Below are 21140 nucleotides of genomic sequence, written 5' to 3'. Positions count from 1 at the left end.
ACACACAGCTTCGTCCTCCATCCTCGATCTGCACCCCGGCGTGAAGGCGCTGTGGCGTACGCCCCGGCTCGACCAGGACGGACTGCTCCACGAGATCGGCACCAGAGCCGCGATCGGACAGATGATGGAGCCCTCGACCGTAGTTTGCCGTGCTTGAGGCACTGGCCCGCGACCACGTCACGCTGGGCCAGCGCGGTGCGGTCAACGCCTACCTGCAATCGCGCCGGACCCTCGCGCGTTCATCGCCGCGCTCGGCCGCGTAGAGCGCGCCGCAGCGGCGTGGTGGTGCAAGCACTACCCCGGCAAGGGTGCCAGGCGCATTTTCGCGCCGGGGGCGTCGGCCTAGCGTCGTTCCCAAGAGGATGGAATCCGCACCGGCAGTCCTCAGTGGACTGTACGCGAGGGTGCGATCTTCACGGACGAAGGGGATCCGATGCGGTCAACAGCAGCAAGGTGGTCGGTGCGCGGGGTGGCGGTCGGGCTGGTGGCGGCCTGTGCGTTCACGGCGCTGCCGGCGCAGGCCTCGACCGGCGTCGTGCCCGAGGCACTGCTGGGCGCGGTGCTCGACCGGGTCACGGTCCTGGACCTCCAGCAGGGCATGGACGCCCGGGTGTTCACCTCCGAGCAGGTGACCCGCGCCTACCTCCGGCGCATCGACACCCTCAACCCCCGGCTCAACGCGGTGCTCGGGGTCAACCCCGACGCCGTCGACCTGGCCCGCCAGAGCGACGCCCGGCGGCGCGAGCACCGGTCGCGCGGACCACTCGACGGGATCCCAGTGCTGATCAAGGGCAACACCGACACCGCCGACCGGCAGCCGACGACGGCCGGGTCCACGGCCCTGCTGGAGGCGAGGCCCGAGAAGGACGCGTTCCTCGTCTCCCGGCTGCGCGAGGCCGGCGCGGTCATCCTCGGCAAGGCGAACCTCTCGATCTGGTCGAACTTCCGCGGCTCCGACGCCCTCGCAGGCTGGAGCGCGACGGGCGGCCAGACCCGCAACCCCTACGTGCTGGACCGCAGCCCGTGCGGCTCGTCCAGCGGCTCGGCCGCCGCCGCGGCGGCGAACCTCGCGGCGATCACGATCGGCACCGACACCGACGGGTCGATCGTCTGCCCGGCGGCGATGACCTCGACCGTCGGCGTCAAGCCCTCGCTGGGCCTGGTCAGCCGGACCGGTGTCGTCCCGATCACCAGCCGGCACGACAGCCCCGGGCCCATCACCCGCTCCGTGACCGACGCGGCCGTGACGCTGTGGGCGCTGCGCGGCACCGACCTCGCCGACCCGGACTCCCCGGCCGCCGCCGGCGCGCTGCCCGCCGACTACACCCAGGTGCTCAAGACCGACGCGCTGCGCGGCAAGCGCATCGGCGTCTGGCGCAAGGGGCACCAGGGCATCGACCCCGACGCCGACCGGGTCTTCGACGCCTCCGTCGCGAAGCTGCGCGACCTCGGCGCGACGGTCGTGGAGGGCGCCGACCTGCCCGACTTCCAGGAGGTGGTGGTGCCACACCTGTTGCCCGCCGTCCTGACCGAGTTCAAGCACGACCTCAACGCCTACCTGGCCGCGACACCCGGCTCGCACCCGAAGAACCTCACCGGCCTGATCGAGTACAACCGGCAGCACGCGGACGTCGAGCTGGCGACGTTCGGCCAGGACCTGTTCGAGATGGCGGACAAGACCGACGGCGACATCACCAACCCGGAGTACCGGGCGCACCGCGAAGCCGCGACGGCCGCGGGCCGGCAGGGCATCGACGACGTGCTCGCCGCGCACCGCCTCGACGCCATCGTCACGTCCACCGAGCTGCCCGCACCGCCCGTCGACTACCAGGGCGGTGACCCGGTGCGCAACTCGTTCGCGGGCACGAGCCGCCACACGTCGACGGCCGGCTACCCGCACCTGTCCGTGCCGGCAGGCTTCAGCCGCGACGGCCTGCCGCTGGGGCTGTCGTTCCTGGGCACGCGCTTCAGCGACGCGAAGCTGCTCTCGTTCGCCTACGCCTACGAGCAGGCCACCCACGCCCGCAAGGCGCCCCGCTACCTGCCCACCGCGAAGTGAACACCCGAGGGGCAGCCGTGCGGGCGAGGTTCACCGCAGTGGTCCTGACCGCCACCGTGATTCCCACGACCGCACCCGCGTCGGCCGAGCTGGCACCGTGACGGCACCTCGCGCGAAAGATCGACTGGCAGGCGTGCTTCCCGGACGGTCCGCCCCCGGCGCAGCCGGCCGGCGCGGAACGCCTGGAGTGCGGCGCCTTCACCGCATCGCTCGACTGGGACCGGCCCGGTGACGAACCAACGTCGACCGCCTCTACGACGGCGCCGAGCGCCAGGTCCGCGAGTACCAATCGGCGTCCGGCGACCTCGGGCTGCGCATCACCACCGAGCAGGTCGTGTGCGACCTGGACCTGCTGCGTCGGCTGCTCGACCGCGAGAAGATCGACTGGCTCGGCTACTCCGTCGGGACGTGGCTGGGCGCGCAGTACGCCACCTCCTTCCCGACGCACGTGGGCCGGTTCGTGTTCAACTCCAAGACAGAGTTGACCACCGACTGGCAGGGCGCGTTCGCCGACTTCGAGGCCGGGGTCGAGCGGTGGTTCCGGGAGGACTTCCTGCCCTGGGGGCGAAGTACCACGGCCGCTACGGACGCGACACCACCGGCGACGAGATCGGGGCGACCTACGAGCGGGTGCGCGCCGAGATCGCCGCGACGCCGGCCGTGCTGACCGCCGGCACGACGTACACCGCCGGCGACCTCGACCTGAGGTACCTGGAGGCCATGTACCGCTCCGCCCGGTTCCCCGGTGCGGCGACGGACCTGGCCGCGCTCCGCGCCGTCGTGGACCAGCCGGGACACCGCGCCACGGAGGAACAGACGCGGGTCCTGGTGGACGGGGTCGTGCCGCAGCGCGATCTCACCTGCCGGGGAGTCCCGCTGCCCGACCCGACGTTCTGATCCGGCCGGGGTGCACCGAACCGGTGCTCCGCAGAGCATGTCCTCGGCTGGCGCTCACGCGGCTGGCCGGCAGGTCGGGCGGTGGTCCCGCGCCGACCACGTCGACGGCCCACACGGTCGCCGTGATCGTCGCCGGATTGCTCCTCAACGCGTTGTTCCTGGTCGGCTCCGCCGTCTTCGCCGACGTGCACGCCGCGGCGATCGCCGGGATGGTCGGGATCGGCCTGGTCGGGATCACGCTCAACCTGGCCACGATGACGCGCGTTCAAACGGGCGGGCAACACGGGATCGCTCGTCCAGACCGTGCACTCGTCCTTCACCACAAGTAGTCGGATGAGGACGCGCCGATCCCCATGCCGACCGCGCCGGTGCGCTGCTCCCACGACCGCGACACCACAGCGGGCTCTGACATGAGCTGCTGGTCACAGCACCATGCCCGCCATCCTGGCGGGCCGGTTGGTCGGCGGACGAACAGGTTTGGTGCCGGACCGTTCGCGGCGGCGCGTTACGGGGTGGGCGGTGGCTGGGTCTGAGGTGGTGGGACGGCGGTCGCGCGGGCTCGGGCCAGCGCGACGACGTTGTAGGCGGCCAGACCGAGCGTGACCAGCAGGACGAGCCAGAAGCCGTAGCGGGATTCGATCAGGTCGTACGGGTCGGTGCGCTTGAGGTCCTTGTCATCCGCCAGTGCGGAGGCCACGGTGCTGCGCATCGAGAGCTGGCCGGCCGCGAACAGCACGCCGGCGACCGCGCCGACGCCGATGCCGAACACCGGGTTGGCGCGCGACCGGGAGAGCGGGATGATTCCCAGGGCCAGGACCACGATGCCGAGGATCACCAGCGGCTGCGGGGAAACCCCGTTGTCCTCGGCGGACTTGGGCTCCTTCATGCCTTCGGTCGCCTCGATCGTCGGGGCACCTCCGAAGGCGGCGTCGTAGCCGGTGAACTCGGCGCTGATCGAGCCCATCGCGGTCTGGCACGACACAGCGGTGAAGGGGAATGCGAGGCAGAGGAACGCCAGTGCCACCAGGGACAGGTTGACCGGTCGGCGTTTCGACGGGTTCGGCATGGGGTGAGTGTGCTCGCGCCGGAGTGCCGAACGACATGGGAAGCGGTTCCCATCGGGGTCGGCGGAACGGCAAGGGTTTCCCATACCCGCCGCCGGTGCGCGCCTCTAGCCTCCCGGGCAGGACCGCTCATCAGGAGGTGTCACGTGTTCGGTGTCGAACCGGCCGACCCGTGTCCGGAAGGCGACCCGGCGCAGATCGCCGAGCTCGCCGCGACGTTGCGCAGGATCGCCGGTGCGGCCGCGTCGGTGCGCCCGCCCTCGTTGGGCCGCTGGGAATCCGGCGCGGCCCAGGCGGCTCGCGGGCAGTTGCGCGGTGTCGGTGCGGCGACGGGGCGCGCGGCGGACTCGTTGCGGTCCTGCGCCGCCGCGCTCGACCACGCGGCGCACGACCTGGAGAGCCGCCGGCAGGCGTGGCGTCGACGTCAGGAGGAAACCCGATGACGTGCGTGGTGGACCCGACGGCGATGAGGGCCGCGATTGCGTTGCTGCGGCGGGAGTTGGACGTGGTGGACCACGCGCTCGCGCAGCTCGCCGGCGTGTCCGTGCCCGCCGGTGTGCCGGCGGACGTGGCGGGTAGGGTGCGGCACGCCGTCGACGACGCGGCGCACGGCCTCCGCGCTGCCGGACGGGCGCTCGACCAGGTCCGGGCCGACCTCGCCGGGAGGCGCGCGGCGCTGGAACGGCTCCAGGAGATCGAGAACCGCGAACTGGCGTTCGACCTCATGCTGGTGCCGCTGCAGCTCTTCGGCGGCTCGTTCGGCGCCGGCGTCCCGTCGCCGGTCAGTCGGCTGGGGTCCGCTATGGGCACGGCGGCGCGGAACCGGCAGCGGATCGACCTCGGCGGCTTGCGGGCTGGTTCCGGCGGCCCTTCGGGGGTGCGCGGGATCGCGGCGAGGTTGAAGACCCCGGCGGGAATGGGTTCCGCGCTCAGCCGCAGCGCCACGACGATGGGTATCGCCTCGGCGGCGTGGCGCAACGCGCACGACCCGAAGCTGAACACGACACAGAAGGTCACCAGGACGCTCGCCTCGGCGGGTGGTGGCGCGGCCGTGTCGGCGCTGTCGGTCGCAGGCGCCTCCACGCTCGCCGGCGCCGCCGGGCTGGCGGTGTTCCCGCCTGGCTTCGTCGTCGCCGTCGGCGCGGGTGTGGCGTGGAGCGTGCTGGACAGCAAGTACCACATCTCCGATCGCGTGGGCGATCTGGCGGCCGACGGCGTGGACGCGGTGGCGGGCAAGGCGAAGGACGTCGTGGACGACGTGGTGCACACGCCGGGCAAGCTCGCGGCCGACCTGAAGGGGTTGCTGTGACGGGGTTTCCGCTCGCGCCGCAGGACTGGGTGGTGGAGGACACCGGTTCGGGCCTGGTCGTCGCGCGCGCCCACCTGCCGGCCGACGTCGCCGGGCTTGTCGTGGACGACCTTACCTCGCACCTCGGGCAGTGGTTCGACCACGTGCTGCCGGTGGACGTCGACACCGCGCCGGCCGGCTTGCCGAGCGGCTCGGTGCGCGCGCTGCACTGCATGATCGACCGCCGAGGCCGTGGCATCGCCCTGGAAACCGCGGCATCGCCGGACCGGGACGGTACGTCGGCGACGTGCTGGACGTCGACCGTCGGCGACTACGCGCGCGACCGCGACACCGCCCGGCGGGTCGTGGCGGGACGACCGGCCCGACCTCCGCAGCGGGACGACATGCCCTGCGGGCTCCCGTTCCACGCCCGGCTCGTGCTGCGTCGTGACACCGGGACTGACGAGATCACTCTGATGGGCAAGGGGAACGAGGTCGACGTCGATGACGGCACCGGCCCGGTGCCGACGCCCGTCGACCACGTACCCAGGATGCTCGTGGAGCTGCTGGCGATAGCACCGCGCCCCAGGCCCACCTCGGACGCGTTCGTCGTCACAAACCCGGACGCGCTCACCCGGCTCCTCGACTCCGACCCGGCGGACGCGGACGCGGCTCGCGCGGTGCTGGCCGCGCCCCGGCTTGCCGACGAGGTCGCGGCGGACCTGGCCGCGCTCGCGCGCGGCGTGGCCTCGCGGTGGGCGCTGGAGTGGGTACGCGACGGATTGCCCTTGCGGCGCATCGACATCGTCGACGCCGGTGATGCCGGACTGTGGTCGGTCCGCGCGGACGTGCCGCCGCTGTTCGCCGCTGAACTGGGCGAGGACGTGACGCCGATCATGCTGGGCAGGGTCGGCCCGGCTGAGGTCTTCCGCGAGCTGACCCTGCTGTCCGCGTGATCACGCCCGCCAGGCGCACCCCAGCAGTTCGTTGCCCTCCCAGCCGCCGGTGGTGTCGCTGATGCCGTACAACCGCTTGCCGTTCTCGTCCTTCCACACGCGGTAGATCGGCACCCGACCGTCGTTGGTGTCGCACGGCAGGAACACCGCCACCGGCGATGCGCCGTAGCCGGGCCACGACTCCAGCCGGGAGTAGAACCGGTTCTGGGGCACTCCGCCGCACGTCGCCGAGCACCTGAACTCCCGGACCAACTGCCCGTTGGGAATCGTGTCGCTGCTGGAGCCGAAGGCGCGGCCCACCGAGAAGCGCTCGCCGCCGCCGGGGCTCCCGGTGAGCTGCCAGACCTTGCCGCCGGACCCGCCGACGTTCTCGATCCAGTAGTGGACCGACTGCCACCCCGAGTAGTCGACGGTCACGGTGGACCCGATCGCGACCCGGCCGGCGGGTGGGTTCTGGCCGACGATGGTGTTCATCGCGACTGGCGAGGCCACGCGGTTGGCGGTGCACTGCAAGCCCTTCGCCGCAAGTCCCGCGCACACGTTGCCGCCGTACTGCTGACCGACGTGGTCGGAGAGGTCCACCTGGTCGCTGTAGTAGGTGATCGTCACCGGCTGGGTGATTTCGGCCTGCTGCCCGGCGGCAGGGGTTTGCGAGTACGCGGTGAGCGGCGGATGGCCGGTACCGGCGGCGGTCACTCCTTCGACCGGATTGCACTGCAACCCCTTGCTGCGGACGTCGGCGCACACCGCGTCCTTGTTCCGGGGCAACGGGTTCACGAAGTCCGGCAGGACGACCCGGCCGCCGCACACCGAGATCTCCACCTCGGAGCCGACCTCGACCACCGTGCCCGCAACGGGCTTCTGGTCGAACACCGCGCCCGCGCTCGGGCACTGGCCGGCCGGCGGCGAACCCGACTTCGGCGCGCACGTCAGGTGGTAGCTCTCGACCAACTGGCATGCCTCGACCTGGGTCTTCCCGGCCAGTGGGGGAAAACCGGAGATCCGGTTCGGGAAGTGGACCGACACCCTGCTGCCCTTCGCCGCGCCGCCGCCGACCGCCGGTGTCGGGTCCTGGCGGGAGACGACCAACAGCTCCTCGGGTCGGCTCGTCGGCGTGGGGTCGGGCACCTGGGCGCACTCCAACTGCACCGCCGTGATCGCCGCGCACGCCGCCTCCACGTCGAGGCCGACGACGTCGGGCACCTCGACCGGGCCGACGTAGCGGACCACGACGCGACTGCCGACCGGCACCTGCCGACCGCCGCCGGGGTTGGTGTCGATCACCTCGCCGGTGGCCAACCCGGAGGCGTCGCCCGCCGACAGCGCCTCGCACCGCAGCCCGAGCCGCTCCAACTCCGCGCAGGCCGCCTCGTGCCCGGTGCCCCGAGTGAACGACGGCACGGTGACCGTTTCGGTCGTGGGGTCCGGCTGCCGCGACGTGGGCGGCGCCGGCGGCGGCGGTGCGGCCGGCGTTTCCTGCGTGGTGCTCTGGGCGGGGCTCTCCGGTTGCGGCGTCGTGGTCGGCTCCTGCTGCGAGTCCGTCACCGCCTCGCCGGTCCCCTTGTCCGCCAACGTGCTCGCGCCGTGGTCGTCGACGACGAGCACGCGCTGGTCGTACTGGCTGTTGGCCCACACCTTGCCGCCGCTGACCTTCAGCTCGATCTTGCCGGGTTTTCCCGGCACGGTCAGCTTCTCGGCGGTGCCCGAGGCCGGGTCGACCTTCCACAGCGCGGGCTCGGCGGCGTCGGGGACGTACACGCGGTTGCCGAACTCGACCGGCGCGCCCCACTGCGGGGTGGAGCCGCTCGGCACGTCGAGACCGATGGTCACCCTCGTGCCGGTGCGCGGGTCCAGCACGACGACCTGGTTGCGGGTGCGGTCGACCCCGATCACGTGCCGCTCGGCGCCCTGCCACGACCCGAGCACCGCGCCGTCCCCGGCGGGAAGCCCGGTCGTGCCGACCGATCTGGGTTGGTCGCCGTCGACGGCGTAGGCGGTGCCGTCGGCCGTCACCACCACGGGGTGCCCGTCGGCGGAGGTGATCCGCAAACCGGAGCCGAGCGACGTGGTGCGGACCAGGCGCTCGCCGGTGATCTGCACGACCTTGCCCTCGCCGGTCACGGCCCACACCGAGTCGCCGACCGGCACCGCGTCGAGCACGCGGCCCGGCACCTGGACCGGCGTCCCGGGATTGGCCTGCTTGTCGACCACTTCGACCGTGCCGCGCTGGAGGTCGACCAGGTAGCTGTGCTCGGCGGCGGGCAGCGCGGTGATCAGCCCGGCCGAGTCCGGCCGGTTGACCGGTGTGCCGGCCGGAGCCATTGTCGCGGGGTCGATGAAGGTGACGTCACCGGTGTCGTTGTTCACGACGGCGACCAGGCCGTTGGGCAGCGCGACGGACTCCAAGCGCTGCGTCCCGGTCGCGAGGCTTCGGGCCACCTCGGCGTCGGTCAGGTTGCTCTCGCCGTTGACGTGGGCGACGGTGTGGCCCTTGCCGAGGTACGCCGAACCGTCCGACAGCACCGTGCGGGACACCGAGTACCCCGCGCCGAGCGTCACCGCGAGCACTCCCGCGAGCAGGCAGCCGACGAGCGCGAGCGAGGCGGCCCGACTGCGCGGCCCGCGCCACAGCGCGGAAATTCCACGTCGGATGCGATTGCGCCCGGATAACACACCCACCGCGGGTCACCTGCCTTGTCAGCCGTGTCGATCCGTCAGCGTAGGAACACCGGCGTCTTACCGTAATGGGAAGGGGTGACCACCCGATAACCGAGTCGTGGGGAAGAAGGGGAGAACGTGAGTGACCAACTGGTTGTGCGCGTCGCGGGAGCCGAGCACCGGCCGACTCGGGAACGCCGGTTCACCTTCGGCCGATCGAGTGACTGCGACGTGTGCCTCGACTCGGACGACCTGGCCATTTCCCGGCTCGCGGGCGCGGTCGAATTCGCCAACGAACTGTGGTGGTTGATCAACACGAGTGACGCCAGACAACTCGCGGTCGTGGACGAGGTGGGTATTCGCAACCAGTTGGGCCCGGGGAAGCGGGTCCAGGTCGAGGGCGTGTGCCGGGTTCTGGTCGAGGGTGTCCGCGCGGTGCACGAACTGGTGCTGGAAGGCCCGTCGGCGCAGGTGTCCTCCGGCGCGCCGGAAGGCGGCCTGCCCACCTCGATCGGCGCCGAGGTCAACGTCAACGAGCAGGACCGCGCGGCGCTGGTCGCGCTGTTCGCGGGCTACCTGGAGGAGGGCGACCGGTACGACCCGAACCCGCGTTCCTACGCCGCCGCCGCGTTCCGGCTGGGGTGGGAGCGCTCGACGCTGGTCAAGCGCGTCGAGTACCTGCGGACCAGGTTGGAGCGGGCCGGGGTGCCGAACATGACGGGTCCGTACGCGCTGCGCTCGCTGGGCGAGCACGTGCTCACCACCCGGATGATCACCAGGTCCGACCTGCGCCTGATCCGGCGGTGACTGGGGAGGGTTCCCGATTACGCCGACCGGCCGGGCCGGCTAGCTTCGGTTGCGCAGTCCGACGCACCCGGTACCCGAGGAGTCACCGTGATCCAGGCCGAACTCGCCGAGTTGGAAACCCTGTCGCGCAAGCTGGGCACGTGCAGCGGCGAGGTCGAAGACCTCAAGCGCGCGCTCACCTCGCTGATCTCCACGACGACGTGGTCGGGAGGCGCGGCCGAGCGCTTCCGGCACGCCTGGGAGGGCCAGTTCCGCCCCGCGCTGGACGGCTTGGCGCGCGAGCTGGTGAACGCCTCGCAGGAGGTCGACCGGCGCAAGGTCGCGCTGGACCACGCGGGCAACTGAGCGCGGCGGCCGAGGTGGAGTGGGAGCTGGTCGTCCCCGGCCGCGACGGCGTCCGGGCCGTCGTGGTCCGGGCGGGGGAGAAGGCGACGCTCGCCGACCTCCACCGCGCGCTCGGCGTGCGCTCGGACGGACCGGACGACATCCCGCTGATCTCGGCGGGGTTGGCGGACGGCTCGGTGCTGGGCGGGGTGCCGCCGCACCGGACGGGCGGCGACGCGGCGTCCGAGGTGGCCGTCGTCGGCGGTGTGCTCGGCGGGACGACGGCACCCGTCCGCCCCGGCGTGCCGGTCGTGATCGGGCGTGGCGCGGTCGGCGACCTCGTCCTGCCCGACAACGAGGTCAGCCGCGCCCACGCGAAGGTCGAGGACGGGCGCGTCGTCGACACCGGGTCGCGCAACGGCGTCCGGCTCGGCGCGTGGCGGATCACCGCCGCCGAGGACCTGGCCGAGGGCTCGGTGTTCGCCGTCGGCGAGTCCGTGCTCGCGCTGCGCGCCGTTCCGCCGGCGGACGCGGAGATCACCGCCGAGCCGACGGGCGGCGCGCGCCTGGTCAACCGGCCGCCGAGGATCACCGCGCCGACCAGGCTGCCGGAACTGGCCGTGCCGGCCGAACCCGCCCCTCCCCGGGGCTTCCGGTTCCCGTGGTCGGCCACGCTCCTGCCGCTGGTGGTGTGCGGCGGGTTGTACGCCCTGCTGCCCGGCGCCGGCGCCTACCTCGTCGTGATCGCCGGGTTGAGCCCGCTGATGGCGCTGGCGAACCTGGTGTCCGACCGGAGATCCGGCCGCCGGGACCACGTCCGCCTGCACGCGCAGTACGAGCGCGACCGCGCCCGGTTCGACCGCGAGGTGCTGGCGGCGGTGACCTCCGAGGAGCACCGCGAGCGGGCCGCCGACCCGGACCCGTCGGCCCTCGTCCGCGTCGCCGGTGTCGGCCGGCGCGCGCCCACGGCCGCGTTGTGGCAGCGCCGACGACGCGACTCGGACTTCCTCAGCCTGCGGGTGGGCCTGGTCGACCGCCCGGCGGCGGTGGTGCTGCGCCCGGAACGCGACGCGGAGGTCCCGGAGGTCCCGGTGGCGCGGGACGTCCCGATCTCGGTCGACCTGACCGGCGCCGGCGTGCTGGGGGTCTGTGGTCCGGCGGACGCGGTGCGCGCCGTCGCGCGAGCCCTCGTCGCGCACGCCGCCGTGCTGCACGCGCCGGGCGACCTGGGGATCGTGGTGATCACCGGTCGGGACCGGGCCGCCGACTGGGAGTGGGCGACCTGGTTGCCCCACACCGCGCCGTCGTCCTCCGCGTTCGACTGCCGGCGCATGGTCGCCACCGACGCCGAGCAGGCCGAGGCGCGCGTCGCGGAGTTGTCACGGCTCGTGGACGAGCGGACCGCTGAGCACCGCCGGGTTCTCGGCGACGGGCCGCCGAAGGGTCGGGCGGTGCTGGTCGTCCTCGACGGCGCGCGTCGCCTGCGCGACCTGGGCGGGGTCGCCGACCTGCTGACCAGGGGGCCGGCGGCGGGCGTCCACGCGCTGTGCCTGGACGCCGAGGAGAACTCGCTGCCCGACGAGTGCGGCGCCACGGTCGTGATCGGCGGGAGTGGGACCAGGGCCCGGGTCAGCCGCCCCGGGCTCGACGTCGTGGCGGACGTGCTGGTCGACGGCTTGCTGCCGGACGTCGCCGCGGACCTGGGTCGGGCGCTGGCGCCGCTGCGGTTGCTCGGTGATCGCGGCGGCGACTCCTCGCTCCCGGACCGGGCCCGCTTCACCGACGTGGCCGACCTGCCGCTGACCGGTGATCCGGTGCTGGACGCGCGGCTCGTGGCGGCTCGCTGGGACCGCTCGCCGGACGGGCGCTCGACCACGGCCCTGCTGGGTGTCGGGCCGTCCGGGCCGATCACCGCGGACCTGCGCGCGGACGGTCCGCACGCGCTGGTCGCGGGCACCTCCGGCGCGGGCAAGTCCGAGCTGCTGCAAACCCTCGTGGCGTCCCTGGCGTCGGTGAACCGCCCGGACGCGATGAACTTCGTGCTGGTCGACTACAAGGGCGGCAGCGCGTTCGCCGCGTGCGCCGACCTCCCGCACTGCGTCGGTCTCGTCACCGACCTCGACGGGCACCTCGTCACCCGGGTCCTCGACTCGCTGTCGGCCGAGCTCCGCCGCCGCGAGACGGTGCTGGCGGGCTCCGGCGCGAAGGACATCGAGGACCACTGGGCGCGCACCGGGGATCGGTTGCCGCGCCTGGTGATCGTCGTGGACGAGTTCGCGTCGCTGGTCGAGGAGGTGCCGGAGTTCGTGCCCGGTGTCGTGGGCGTCGGCATGCGCGGCCGCAGCCTCGGCGTGCACGTCGTGCTGGCGACGCAACGACCCGCCGGCGTCGTGACGGCGGACCTGCGGGCCAACGTCAACCTCCGGATCAGCCTGCGCGTCACGTCCGACGCCGAGTCCGTCGACGTGGTGGACTCCGCCGACGCCGCGCGGATCCCGGCCCGGTTGCCGGGTCGGGCGTACCTGCGCACCGGCCACGGCGAGCTGACCGCGTTCCAGACCGCCCGCGTGGCGTGGCCGGCGGAGTCGGCGGAGGACGACTCGGCGGAGGTGGAGGTGTCGCCCCGCACGGTCGAGGTGCTGGGCCGAGCCCTCCGCCGGGACCGGGACGCCGAGGGGACCTCCACGCGGACCGACCTCACCGCGCTGGTCGCCGCCGTGCGACGCGCGGCCGAAGGCGCGGACCGACCGCACTGCCCGTGGTTGCCGCCATTGCCCGACGTCGTGCTACTCGACCTGCTGCCGCCGGCGGAACGGTGCGGGCTCGCCACCGCGCGCGTCGGCCTGATCGACCGGCCGAGCGCCCAGGCGCAGGACGCGTTCGTGCTCGACCTCGACGCCGGCCCGGTCGCGATCGCCGGCGCGCTGCGCTCGGGGCGGTCGACGGCGCTGCGCGTGCTGGCTGCCGCCCTGGTGGTCGACCGGTCGCCCGAGGACCTGCACCTGTACGGGCTCGACTGCGGCAACGGCGCCCTCGACCCCGTCGCCGAACTGCCGCACTGCGGCGCAATCGTCGACGGCGGTGATCACGCCAGGGTCGAGCGGCTGCTGGGGTGGTTGCTGGAGGAGGTCGACCGGCGCGAGCGGATCTTCGCGGCGGGACGGCACTCCGGCCTCGCCGAGCAGCGGGCCGCTGCCGCGCCGCAGGACCGGTTGCCGCACCTCGTGCTGCTGGTGGACCGGCTGGAGGTGTTCGCGGCCGGTTACGCCGACCTCGACGGCGGCGTGCTCTTCGACGCGCTGCTCCGGTTGTTGCGCGGTGGTCCGGCGGTCGGCGTGACGCCGGTGGTCGCGACGGACCGCACGGGCTTCTCGCACCGGGTGTCCGCGACGATCGGCGCGCGACTGGTGATGCGGCAGGCGGACCGGGACGACGTGGCGGCGTTCGGGTTGAACCCCCGGACGTTCCCGGCGCACGTGCCGCCGGGCCGCGCGGTGTGGTCGGAAACCGGCGAGGAGGTCCAGTTCGCCCTGCTCGCACCGGATCCAGCCGGCACCGCGCAAGCCGAGGCGCTGCACCGGACGGGGGTGGCGCTGCGCGCGCGGTGGGACGGCGTCGCGCCGCACCGGTTGCCGCACCGGATCGACGTGCTGCCGGCGACCGCGTCCGCGCGGCAGGTCGAGGCGTTGCGGACCGCGCCGAGGCCGGCCGGTCCGGCGGTGTGCACGCCCGCCGTCGGCGGCGACCACCTGGCGCCCGTCGACGTCGACCTCGCGCAGGTCGGCGGCACGTTCCTGGTCGCCGGACCGCCGCGCTCGGGCCGGTCCACCGCGTTGCTGACCATCACGGCGAGCTTGGACGGGACGCTGCCGGTGCTGGTGCTCGCGCCGAGGCCGTCACCGCTGCGCGTGCTCGCCGGCCGACCGGGGATCGAGGTCGTCACCGACGAGAAGGCGATGGCGGCGCGGGTGGAGGACCATGCCGCGTCGGGTCCGTGCGCCGTGGTCGTGGACGACGGCGAACGACTGGTCGATTTCGCGCTCACCGAGGTGCTGGAGTCGTTCGCGCGCGGTGTCGGCGATTCCGGATCGGTGTTGATCACGGCCGCCACTGGTGCGGATGTCCTGGCCGGGTTCCGATATCGAGGATGGCTCTGTTCCATTCGCCGGTCGAGGACCGGATTGCTGTTGACCCCCTCGACCGAGGACGGCGAGTTGTTCGAGTTGCGATTGCCCCGGTCGACGCCGGGCGGGTGGACGCCGGGCCGTGCGTTGTTCGTCCGGGAAGGCGGGACGAGGCGGGTCCAGGTCGCCGTGTCCGAATTCGGGGAAAGCCCGCGATGACCGCCGTGGGCCGCCGAGTCGACTGGAGTATGGTCGGCGCCCGGGAATCGTCTGACGCGCGGCTCGTCCCGCAGCCGTCCGGGAGGAAACGGGTGTACGAGGACAGACCTGGATCCTGGCTCCCGGGTGATCCGATCGGGGCGGAACCGGTCGGCGACCGGGGTCCGCTCGCCGAGGTCCGGAGCACTCGCGACGGCGTCGAGGTCGTGGTCCTGGTCGTCACCCGCGTTCCGGGCTCCCGGCACCGGGCGCGATTACGCGACGAGTGCGCCGACCTCGAAGGCAGGCTCGCGCCGGTGGACCCCGGCCTGGTGCTGCCACTGCTCGATCACGGCGTCGACGACGCCGGCAGGCCCTTCCTCGTGCTGACGAGCGCGCCGCCCGTGTCCGCCGGCGTGCCGCACACCCCGGACGACGTGGCCCGTGCCGCGAAAGCCCTCGCCGCCGGTCTCGAGGCCCTCGCCGCGCACGGCGTCCTCGGCCCCGTTCCACCGCTGCACCACGACGGTTCCGGCGGGTTCGTGCTCGGCACGCCGTTGCCGCCGGCCATCGCCGACCTGGTCCCGCCCACCGGTCACGAGCCGCCCGAGGTGCTGCGCGGCGAGGAGTGGACCGTCCGGGGAACGGTGTTCGCCTGCGCGTCGACGTTGTGGGCGCTGCTGACCGGACAACCGCCGTACCGCGCCGACGAACGTGGCAGGTTGGCCCGGTTGACGGGGGAGCGGCCCGAGGCGGCCGGACACCGGCCCGAGGTGGTCGAGGTGCTGGCGGGCGCGCTCGCGCTCGACCCGTCGAGCAGGCCCGCGACCCCGACGGCACTCGTGCGCACGCTCGTGGCCGCGTTGAGCGGCAACGGCGATCCGACCCCGGACCGCCTGGAGACGCTGCCGCCGGCCGGCGCCGTCCCGACCACCGACGCGTTCGTGCCGTTCGGCAAGAACTACCTGATGGACCCGACCCCGATCGGGCGCGGCGCCACCGGGCACGTGCACGCCGGCCGGAACCGGTCGACGGGCTCGCCGGTGGCGATCAAGCTCCTGCGCACCGAGTACTCGACCGACGTCGCGGTGCTCAGCCGGTTCTTCGCGGAGCGGGAGGTGCTGCGGGGCGTGCGGCACCCGAACATCGTGCGGGTGCTCGACCTGCTGTTCGAGGACGAGCAGGTCGGCATCGTGATGGACCTCGTCGAAGGCGGTGACCTGCGGTCGCTGCTGAGCCGGGGCCCGCTGCCCCTCGCCGACGCCGCCGCGCTGCTGGGTCAGACCGCCACCGCGCTGGACGTGGTGCACGCCAACGGGATCGTGCACCGCGACCTCAAGCCGGAGAACGTCCTGCTGGCCGGAACGGGCCCGGACCGGACCGCGCGGTTGACCGACTTCGGCCTCGCCCGGGTGGTCGACGCGCCGGGTCGGACCCGGTTCACCGAGTTGCGCGGCACGCAGGCGTACCTCGCGCCGGAACTGTTCGACGGCGCGCCGCCGACGCCGGCGACCGACGTCTACGCGCTCGGGATCACCGCCTACGAACTGCTCGCGGGCCGCCGTCCGTTCGCCGAGGGCACCGATGCCGCCCTCATGCGCGCGCACCTGGAGCGGGAACCGGAACGACCGGACGGCGTGGTCGACGACGCGTGGCGGTTGATCGCCGCCTGCCTCGACAAGGTGCCGGACCGGCGTCCGACCGCGCGCGAGGTCGCCGTCGGGTGGTCGGCGCTGCTCACTTCGGCGCCACCCCACTTCGCGCCGCCGGTCGCGTCCGGTCCTGAAGACCGCCAGTCGACCGGGACGGCCGTGCGACCGGTTCCGGTGAAACCCGTCCAGCCGCCCGTTCCGCGCAAGCGCCGCCGGTGGATCGCGGTCGCGGTCGCGGCCGTCGCGGTGGGCGGCGCGGGGACCGGGATCACCCTGGGACTCGACGAGACCCCGGCCGCGCCGACATCGACCGCGTCCACCACGGCGTCCACCCCGGCGCCCACGACCGCCACCCGGCTCTACCCGGTGGCGGCCAACATCAGTGTGCAGGCCGACGGCACGGGCACCCTGCGGTGGTCCGCCGGCACCTCCCGCCTTCCCGGCCTGCAGCACTTCATCGTGCTGCGCGTGCTGGGCGACGAGACGCCGCGGCAGGTCGGCGCGGAGCTGCCGCCGACGGCGGACTCCCTCGCGGTGTCCGGTGTGCGGCGCGGGGATCGCACCTGCTTCCGGGTGTTCGGCTACGGCGTCACCGCGCCGCCGCCGGACCCCGCGCCGCCGCTGGCGTGCACCGAGTCCTGATCAACTCAACCACCCGCGAGGACCCGCACATGTCGTCCACCGTGAACCACTCCGCGCCTGGTCCGTCCGACGTGGCGACCGTCCGCACCGCCGCCGAGTCCATTGTGGACACGATCGGCACGGTGCTGCGCGGCAAGGCCGACCGGATCTCCGCCGCCCTGGTGTGCCTGCTGGCCCGAGGTCACCTGCTGGTCGAGGACGTGCCCGGCACCGGCAAGACGACGCTGGCCAAGGCGCTGGCGGTCGCCACCGGCGGCACCGCGCACCGGATCCAGTTCACCCCCGACCTGCTGCCCAGCGACATCACCGGTGTGTCGGTGTGGGACCAGGACCGGCGGGTGTTCGAGTTCAAGCCCGGTCCGGTGTTCGCGAACGTCGTCGTCGCCGACGAGATCAACCGCGCGTCGCCGAAGACCCAGTCGGCGCTGCTGGAGGTCATGGAGGAGGGCCAGGTGACGGTCGACGGCGAACCGCACCCGGTGCCGAACCCGTTCCTCGTGGTGGCCACGCAGAACCCGATCGACCTGGAGGGCACCTACCGGCTGCCCGAAGCCCAGCTCGACCGGTTCCTGATGAAGATCACCGTCGGCCACCCGGACCTGGACGTCGAGCAGGAGATCCTGGCCGGCACGGCGACGTCCTCCGGGATCGGCGCGGTGCGACCGGTGATCACCCCGGACCACCTGGCCGCGTTGCAGGAGATCGTCGGCCGGGTGTACGTCGCGCCGGAGATCGCGCGGTACGTCGCGCTGCTCGCCGGCGTCACCCGCGAGCACCCCTCGCTCCGGTTGGGCGTGAGCACGCGCGGCAGCCTCGCGGTGGTGCGGGCGGCACGGGCGCACGCGGCGGTGTCCGGACGGCACTTCGTGCTGCCCGAGGACGTGAAGGCGGTCGCCGAGGCGGTGCTCGCGCACCGGCTCGTGCCGACGACGCAGGCGGACATGCGCGGCGAGAACGTGCACAGCGTGCTGCGCGAGGCGTTCCGCACGGTCGCCGTGCCGTCGCCGCTCGGTGCGGGCGCCCGGTGACGCCGTTCACCCGCACCGGAGCCTGGGCCGCGATCGGCGCCGTCGTGCTGTACGCGGCCGGCGTGCTGCTCGGCTACCCCGCGCTGATCGGGCTCGCGGTCGGACTCACGTCGGCGTTGTGCTGCGCGGCCGTCGCCGTGTCGGTGAAGTCGCGGGTGTCCTTGCGCCGCACGGTGTCGCCGCTGCGGGTGACCGTCGGCCAGGCGGCCCTCGGGCGCGTCGAGGCACACAACCCGTCGCGGTGGCGCTCGCCGGCGCTCACCGCGGTGGACCGGATCGGCTCGATCAGGATCGACCTGCCGGTGCGCTCGCTGTCCGGCGGGGAGAGCCGCGTGGTCGAGTACCCGGTCCCGACCACCCGGCGTGGCCTGCTCCGGCTCGGACCGTTGACGTTGCTGCGCGTGGACGCGTTCGGCCTGCTCAGCCGCGCGCAACGGCAAACCGACAACGCGCTGCTGTGGGTGCACCCTCGCGTGCACGCGCTCCGACCGCTGCCCGTCGGGATCGTGCTGGACTACGAGGGTCCGGTCACGGAGAACTCGCGGCCCGGCACGGTGACGTTCTCGTCGCTGCGCGAGTACGCGCCGGGTGACGACCCGCGCCGGATCCACTGGAAGTCCAGCGCCCGCACCGGGAACCTCATGGTGCGCGAGCACGTGGACACCACCGAGCCCGCGACGACGGTGGTCCTCGACACCCGCGAGTCGGTGTTCGGCGACGAGGCGTTCGAGCACGCGGTGGAGGTCGCGGCGTCCGTGGCCTCCTCGGCGTGGACGGCCGCGCGTCCCGTCGTGCTGCACGTGCTGGCCGAGGACGCGGCGGCACTGGCGGACGCCGGCGCGCACACCGATCTCGACCGGCTCGCCGCCGTCTCCCGGTGCGCCGACCGCTCGGCGGTCGACCTGGTCCGACTGGTCGAGGACACCGCGCCGGGTGGCGCGCTGGTCGTCGTCACGGGAGAGGATGCGTCGGCCGTGCTCACCCGGTTGGCGGGACAACGCCGCCGGTTCACCACGGTGGTCGTCGCGGTGATCGCGCCGGGTGCGTGCGGTGTGCGGCGTCGACCGGGGCTGGTCGTGCTGTCCGCGCCGACCGCCGAGGAGACCGCAGCCGAGTGGAACCGTTTCGTAGGAGGCTCGTGATGAACCGGCAGGCGGCGTTCGGGATCACGCGGCCGGTGCTCGCGATCGTGGCGGGAGTGCTCGCCGGGCTGGCCTTCGGGCCGGTGTTCGGTGGTGCGCCCCGCATCCTGCTGATCACCGGGGCGGCGGCCGTCGCGGTGGCGGCCGTGGTCGTGGTGACCGTGGTGCTGCTGCCACGGGCGCCTGCCGCGCTCATGTCGTCCACCGGTCTGGTGCTGGTGGTCCTGGCGGCGGTGGCGGTGTCCGGGCGCGGCGTCGACGTGGTCGACGGACCTCGGCTGCTGCTCACCGGCGCTTTGCCGGCGGATCCGGAGGGCCCGCTCCCGGCCGTGGTTGCGATCGTCGTCGGGTGGACGTGCCTGACGGCGGGATTGGCGGCGCTGTGGTCGACGAACCCGCTGGTGCCGCTGCTGCCGCCGGTGGTGTGCCTGGTACTCGCGTTGTCGTTGGGCAGCGCGGGACCGGCGTTGCCGTGGTGGTTGGTCCCCGCGCTGGTGCTCACCGGTCTGGGTGTGCTGCTGACGGCGCGCACGCACCCGCCGTCCCGGGGGTTCCTCGTGGGCGCAGCGCTCGTGTCGGTGCCGGTCGTGGTGGCGACGGCGGTGCTCGGTCCGGTCGCGCCCGGCGTCGGTGTCCGACCACCCGCCGACGCGCGGGAGTTGCTGGACGCGCCGGTCGTGCCGAGGTCCGGGGTGAGCCCCCTGCAGCAGTTCCTCGCGCTGCGCAACGGCTCCAGGCCGGTCCGCCTGTCCGGCAGCATGTCCCGGCACGTCGACCGGTTGCGGATGGCGAGCCTGGAGGACTTCACCGGCACCTACTGGAACGTCCGCGCCGACTACCGCCGCGCCGGCCGCACCCTGCCGTCCCCGGATCGTCCCGGTGCCACCGAGGTCGTCTCCCGGATCACGGTCACCGCGCCGGGGCCGCTCGCCTGGCTGCCGACGCCGGGACGGGCGCGCACCGTCGACACCGCCGGCCTCGGGGTGTCGGAGACGACCGGCGACCTGGTCGTGCCGGAGGACCGGCCGTTCCCGGAGAACTACACCGTCACCACGTCGGTGGGCACCCCGGACCCGGACCGGATCCGCGCGGCCTCGCCGGTGCGGATCGAGCCGGCAGGTGATCCGCTTCCCGCGCCGTTGCGCGCTTTCACGACCGAGGTGGTGCGCGGGCAACCGAGCGGGTCGGCCTCGGTGCTGGCGCTGCTCACCCGGTTCACCGCGCCCGACTCGGGCTTCCTCCTGGACGAAGGGCCGGACGCGGCCGGCGGGCACGGGCTGTACCAGATCGGTCGACTGCTGGAGACGCGCCGCGGCACCCCTGAGCAGTACGCGAGCGCCTACGCGGTGCTGCTCGGCGGTGCCGGCTACCACGCCAGGGTGGTGATGGGTTTCCGCCCGAGGTTCGGCGGCGCACCCGAGTCGACCGCGTTCACCGTGACGGAGAAGGACGTCGACGTCTGGACCGAGGTCGAGTTCGAGGGTCTGGGCTGGGTCACCGTCGACCCGAGCCCGCGCGCCAACACCGTCGACACCCGTGTGGGGGCAACGAAACCAGCCACGGGCATGGCCGACGCGGCGCAGCAGGCCGCGCAGGACCAGCACGACCCGCCGACCGCCTCGACCCCGGACCCGATCACCCCGGGCGACGTCCGCACACCGGAACCGTCGACCCTGCCGTGGGTGGTGTCCGCGTCGGCGTTGGTGGCGCTGCTGATCGCCGCCGTGCCGACCGCGAAAGCCCTCCGCCGCGCCCGCCGCCGATCCGCGCCACCGAAGTCCTCGGTCCGCGGCGCGTGGCAGGAGGCCGTGGACCGCCTGACCGAGGTGGGCGTCCCGGTCCACCCGACCATGACCCGGGCCGAGGTCGTCGCCACCACCGCCCACCACGGTGCCCTGACCCCGCAAGCCCAACCCCTGCTGGCCACGTTGTCGACCGCGGCGAACGAAGCCGACTACGCCCCGGACCCGACCGCCGAAGCCGCGGTGGGCGCCGCCTGGCGGGCAACCCGTGACATCCGCCGAGCCGCCTTGACCACCGCACCCCCACTCCGTCGCCTCACCGCCACCCTGAACCCGCGCACGCTGTTCCCGCGAGGGAGTCGACCTGACGGTGTCGCCGTCGACCGAGCTGTTCGGGTATCCGGTCGGTGACCTGGTGAGGATCTCCGATCGGCAAGGGGAGGGAGTCTCGTTTTCCTACCTCCACATGAATCCCCTCGCAATCCGACTCGACATGCCCGGACTCCACGAACAACGATGTGCCGGGACGCACAATCGCCGCAGATCAACACCTGGTGCA

General features: G+C 73.4%; 16 protein-coding genes. 14 read left to right on the top strand and 2 right to left on the bottom strand.

Features of this window, described 5'->3' with window-relative positions:
• Window positions 1–433 precede the first annotated feature (433 nt).
• The 4 genes from BN6_RS26020 (at window position 434) to BN6_RS26010 (ending at window position 3285) form a co-directional block, all read left to right on the top strand.
• Window positions 434–2059, top strand: coding sequence for an amidase (locus BN6_RS26020; protein WP_015102753.1), 1626 nt, complete (start codon window positions 434–436; stop codon window positions 2057–2059).
• Window positions 2060–2393: 334 nt separating this feature from the next.
• A complete protein-coding gene (locus BN6_RS42420; RefSeq protein WP_015102752.1) occupies window positions 2394–2726 on the top strand; it encodes an alpha/beta fold hydrolase in 333 nt (110 codons plus the stop codon).
• The gene (locus BN6_RS42415; protein ID WP_051075739.1) at window positions 2690–2956 is read left to right on the top strand and encodes a hypothetical protein; all 267 of its coding nucleotides are present in this window, start codon (window positions 2690–2692) and stop codon (window positions 2954–2956) included. Before BN6_RS42420 ends, BN6_RS42415 begins: the two co-directional genes overlap by 37 nt.
• 122 nt (window positions 2957–3078) lie before the next feature.
• Window positions 3079–3285, top strand: a complete 207-nt coding sequence (locus tag BN6_RS26010; protein WP_041314069.1) for a hypothetical protein — start codon at window positions 3079–3081, stop codon at window positions 3283–3285.
• Between the two features lie 176 nt (window positions 3286–3461).
• Here BN6_RS26010 and BN6_RS26005 read toward each other — a convergent pair whose 3' ends face one another.
• Complete coding sequence (locus tag BN6_RS26005; protein WP_041314066.1) at window positions 3462–4022, bottom strand: hypothetical protein; 561 nt, start codon at window positions 4020–4022, stop codon at window positions 3462–3464.
• A gap of 144 nt (window positions 4023–4166) precedes the next feature.
• Between BN6_RS26005 and BN6_RS26000 the strand changes: the two genes are divergently transcribed.
• From BN6_RS26000 to BN6_RS25990, 3 genes are read left to right on the top strand one after another with little or no spacing between them, the layout of a single operon-like run.
• Entirely contained in the window at window positions 4167–4463 is a 297-nt protein-coding gene (locus BN6_RS26000) for a hypothetical protein (RefSeq protein ID WP_041314064.1), read from the top strand.
• On the top strand, window positions 4460–5329 hold the full coding sequence (locus tag BN6_RS25995; protein ID WP_015102749.1) for a hypothetical protein: 870 nt from the start codon (window positions 4460–4462) through the stop codon (window positions 5327–5329). Before BN6_RS26000 ends, BN6_RS25995 begins: the two co-directional genes overlap by 4 nt.
• A complete protein-coding gene (locus tag BN6_RS25990; RefSeq protein ID WP_041314061.1) occupies window positions 5326–6264 on the top strand; it encodes a hypothetical protein in 939 nt (312 codons plus the stop codon). Before BN6_RS25995 ends, BN6_RS25990 begins: the two co-directional genes overlap by 4 nt.
• Here the strand turns inward: BN6_RS25990 and BN6_RS46940 are convergent, their stop codons facing one another.
• Window positions 6265–8943 (bottom strand): PASTA domain-containing protein, encoded by a 2679-nt coding sequence (locus tag BN6_RS46940; protein WP_015102747.1) that lies wholly within the window; start codon window positions 8941–8943, stop codon window positions 6265–6267.
• A gap of 117 nt (window positions 8944–9060) precedes the next feature.
• Here BN6_RS46940 and BN6_RS25980 point away from each other — a divergent pair, with 117 nt between their 5' ends.
• The 7 genes from BN6_RS25980 to BN6_RS25950 all read left to right on the top strand — a co-directional run bounded on the left by BN6_RS25980 (window position 9061) and on the right by BN6_RS25950 (window position 20992).
• Window positions 9061–9729 carry a hypothetical protein gene (locus BN6_RS25980; RefSeq protein ID WP_015102746.1) on the top strand — a complete coding sequence of 223 codons (669 nt, stop codon included), beginning with the start codon at window positions 9061–9063 and terminating at the stop codon, window positions 9727–9729.
• A gap of 87 nt (window positions 9730–9816) precedes the next feature.
• The gene (locus BN6_RS25975) at window positions 9817–10074 is read left to right on the top strand and encodes a WXG100 family type VII secretion target (RefSeq protein WP_015102745.1); all 258 of its coding nucleotides are present in this window, start codon (window positions 9817–9819) and stop codon (window positions 10072–10074) included.
• 14 nt (window positions 10075–10088) lie between these two features.
• Window positions 10089–14396, top strand: coding sequence for an FtsK/SpoIIIE domain-containing protein (locus BN6_RS25970; RefSeq protein ID WP_015102744.1), 4308 nt, complete (start codon window positions 10089–10091; stop codon window positions 14394–14396).
• A 92-nt stretch (window positions 14397–14488) separates the two neighbouring features.
• Window positions 14489–16669 carry a serine/threonine-protein kinase gene (locus tag BN6_RS42410; RefSeq protein WP_051075738.1) on the top strand — a complete coding sequence of 727 codons (2181 nt, stop codon included), beginning with the start codon at window positions 14489–14491 and terminating at the stop codon, window positions 16667–16669.
• A gap of 29 nt (window positions 16670–16698) precedes the next feature.
• On the top strand, window positions 16699–17697 hold the full coding sequence (locus BN6_RS25960) for an AAA family ATPase (RefSeq protein WP_015102742.1): 999 nt from the start codon (window positions 16699–16701) through the stop codon (window positions 17695–17697).
• Entirely contained in the window at window positions 17694–18839 is a 1146-nt protein-coding gene (locus tag BN6_RS25955; RefSeq protein ID WP_015102741.1) for a DUF58 domain-containing protein, read from the top strand. Before BN6_RS25960 ends, BN6_RS25955 begins: the two co-directional genes overlap by 4 nt.
• Complete coding sequence (locus BN6_RS25950) at window positions 18839–20992, top strand: DUF3488 and transglutaminase-like domain-containing protein (protein WP_015102740.1); 2154 nt, start codon at window positions 18839–18841, stop codon at window positions 20990–20992. The genes BN6_RS25955 and BN6_RS25950 overlap by 1 nt, the downstream gene beginning before the upstream one ends.
• Window positions 20993–21140 lie beyond the last annotated feature (148 nt).

The organism is Saccharothrix espanaensis DSM 44229, assembly GCF_000328705.1.
In the GTDB taxonomy this organism is placed as follows: domain Bacteria; phylum Actinomycetota; class Actinomycetes; order Mycobacteriales; family Pseudonocardiaceae; genus Actinosynnema; species Actinosynnema espanaense.
Note: the sequence above shows the minus strand (reverse complement) of the source record. Positions and strands in the feature narration are given on the sequence as shown.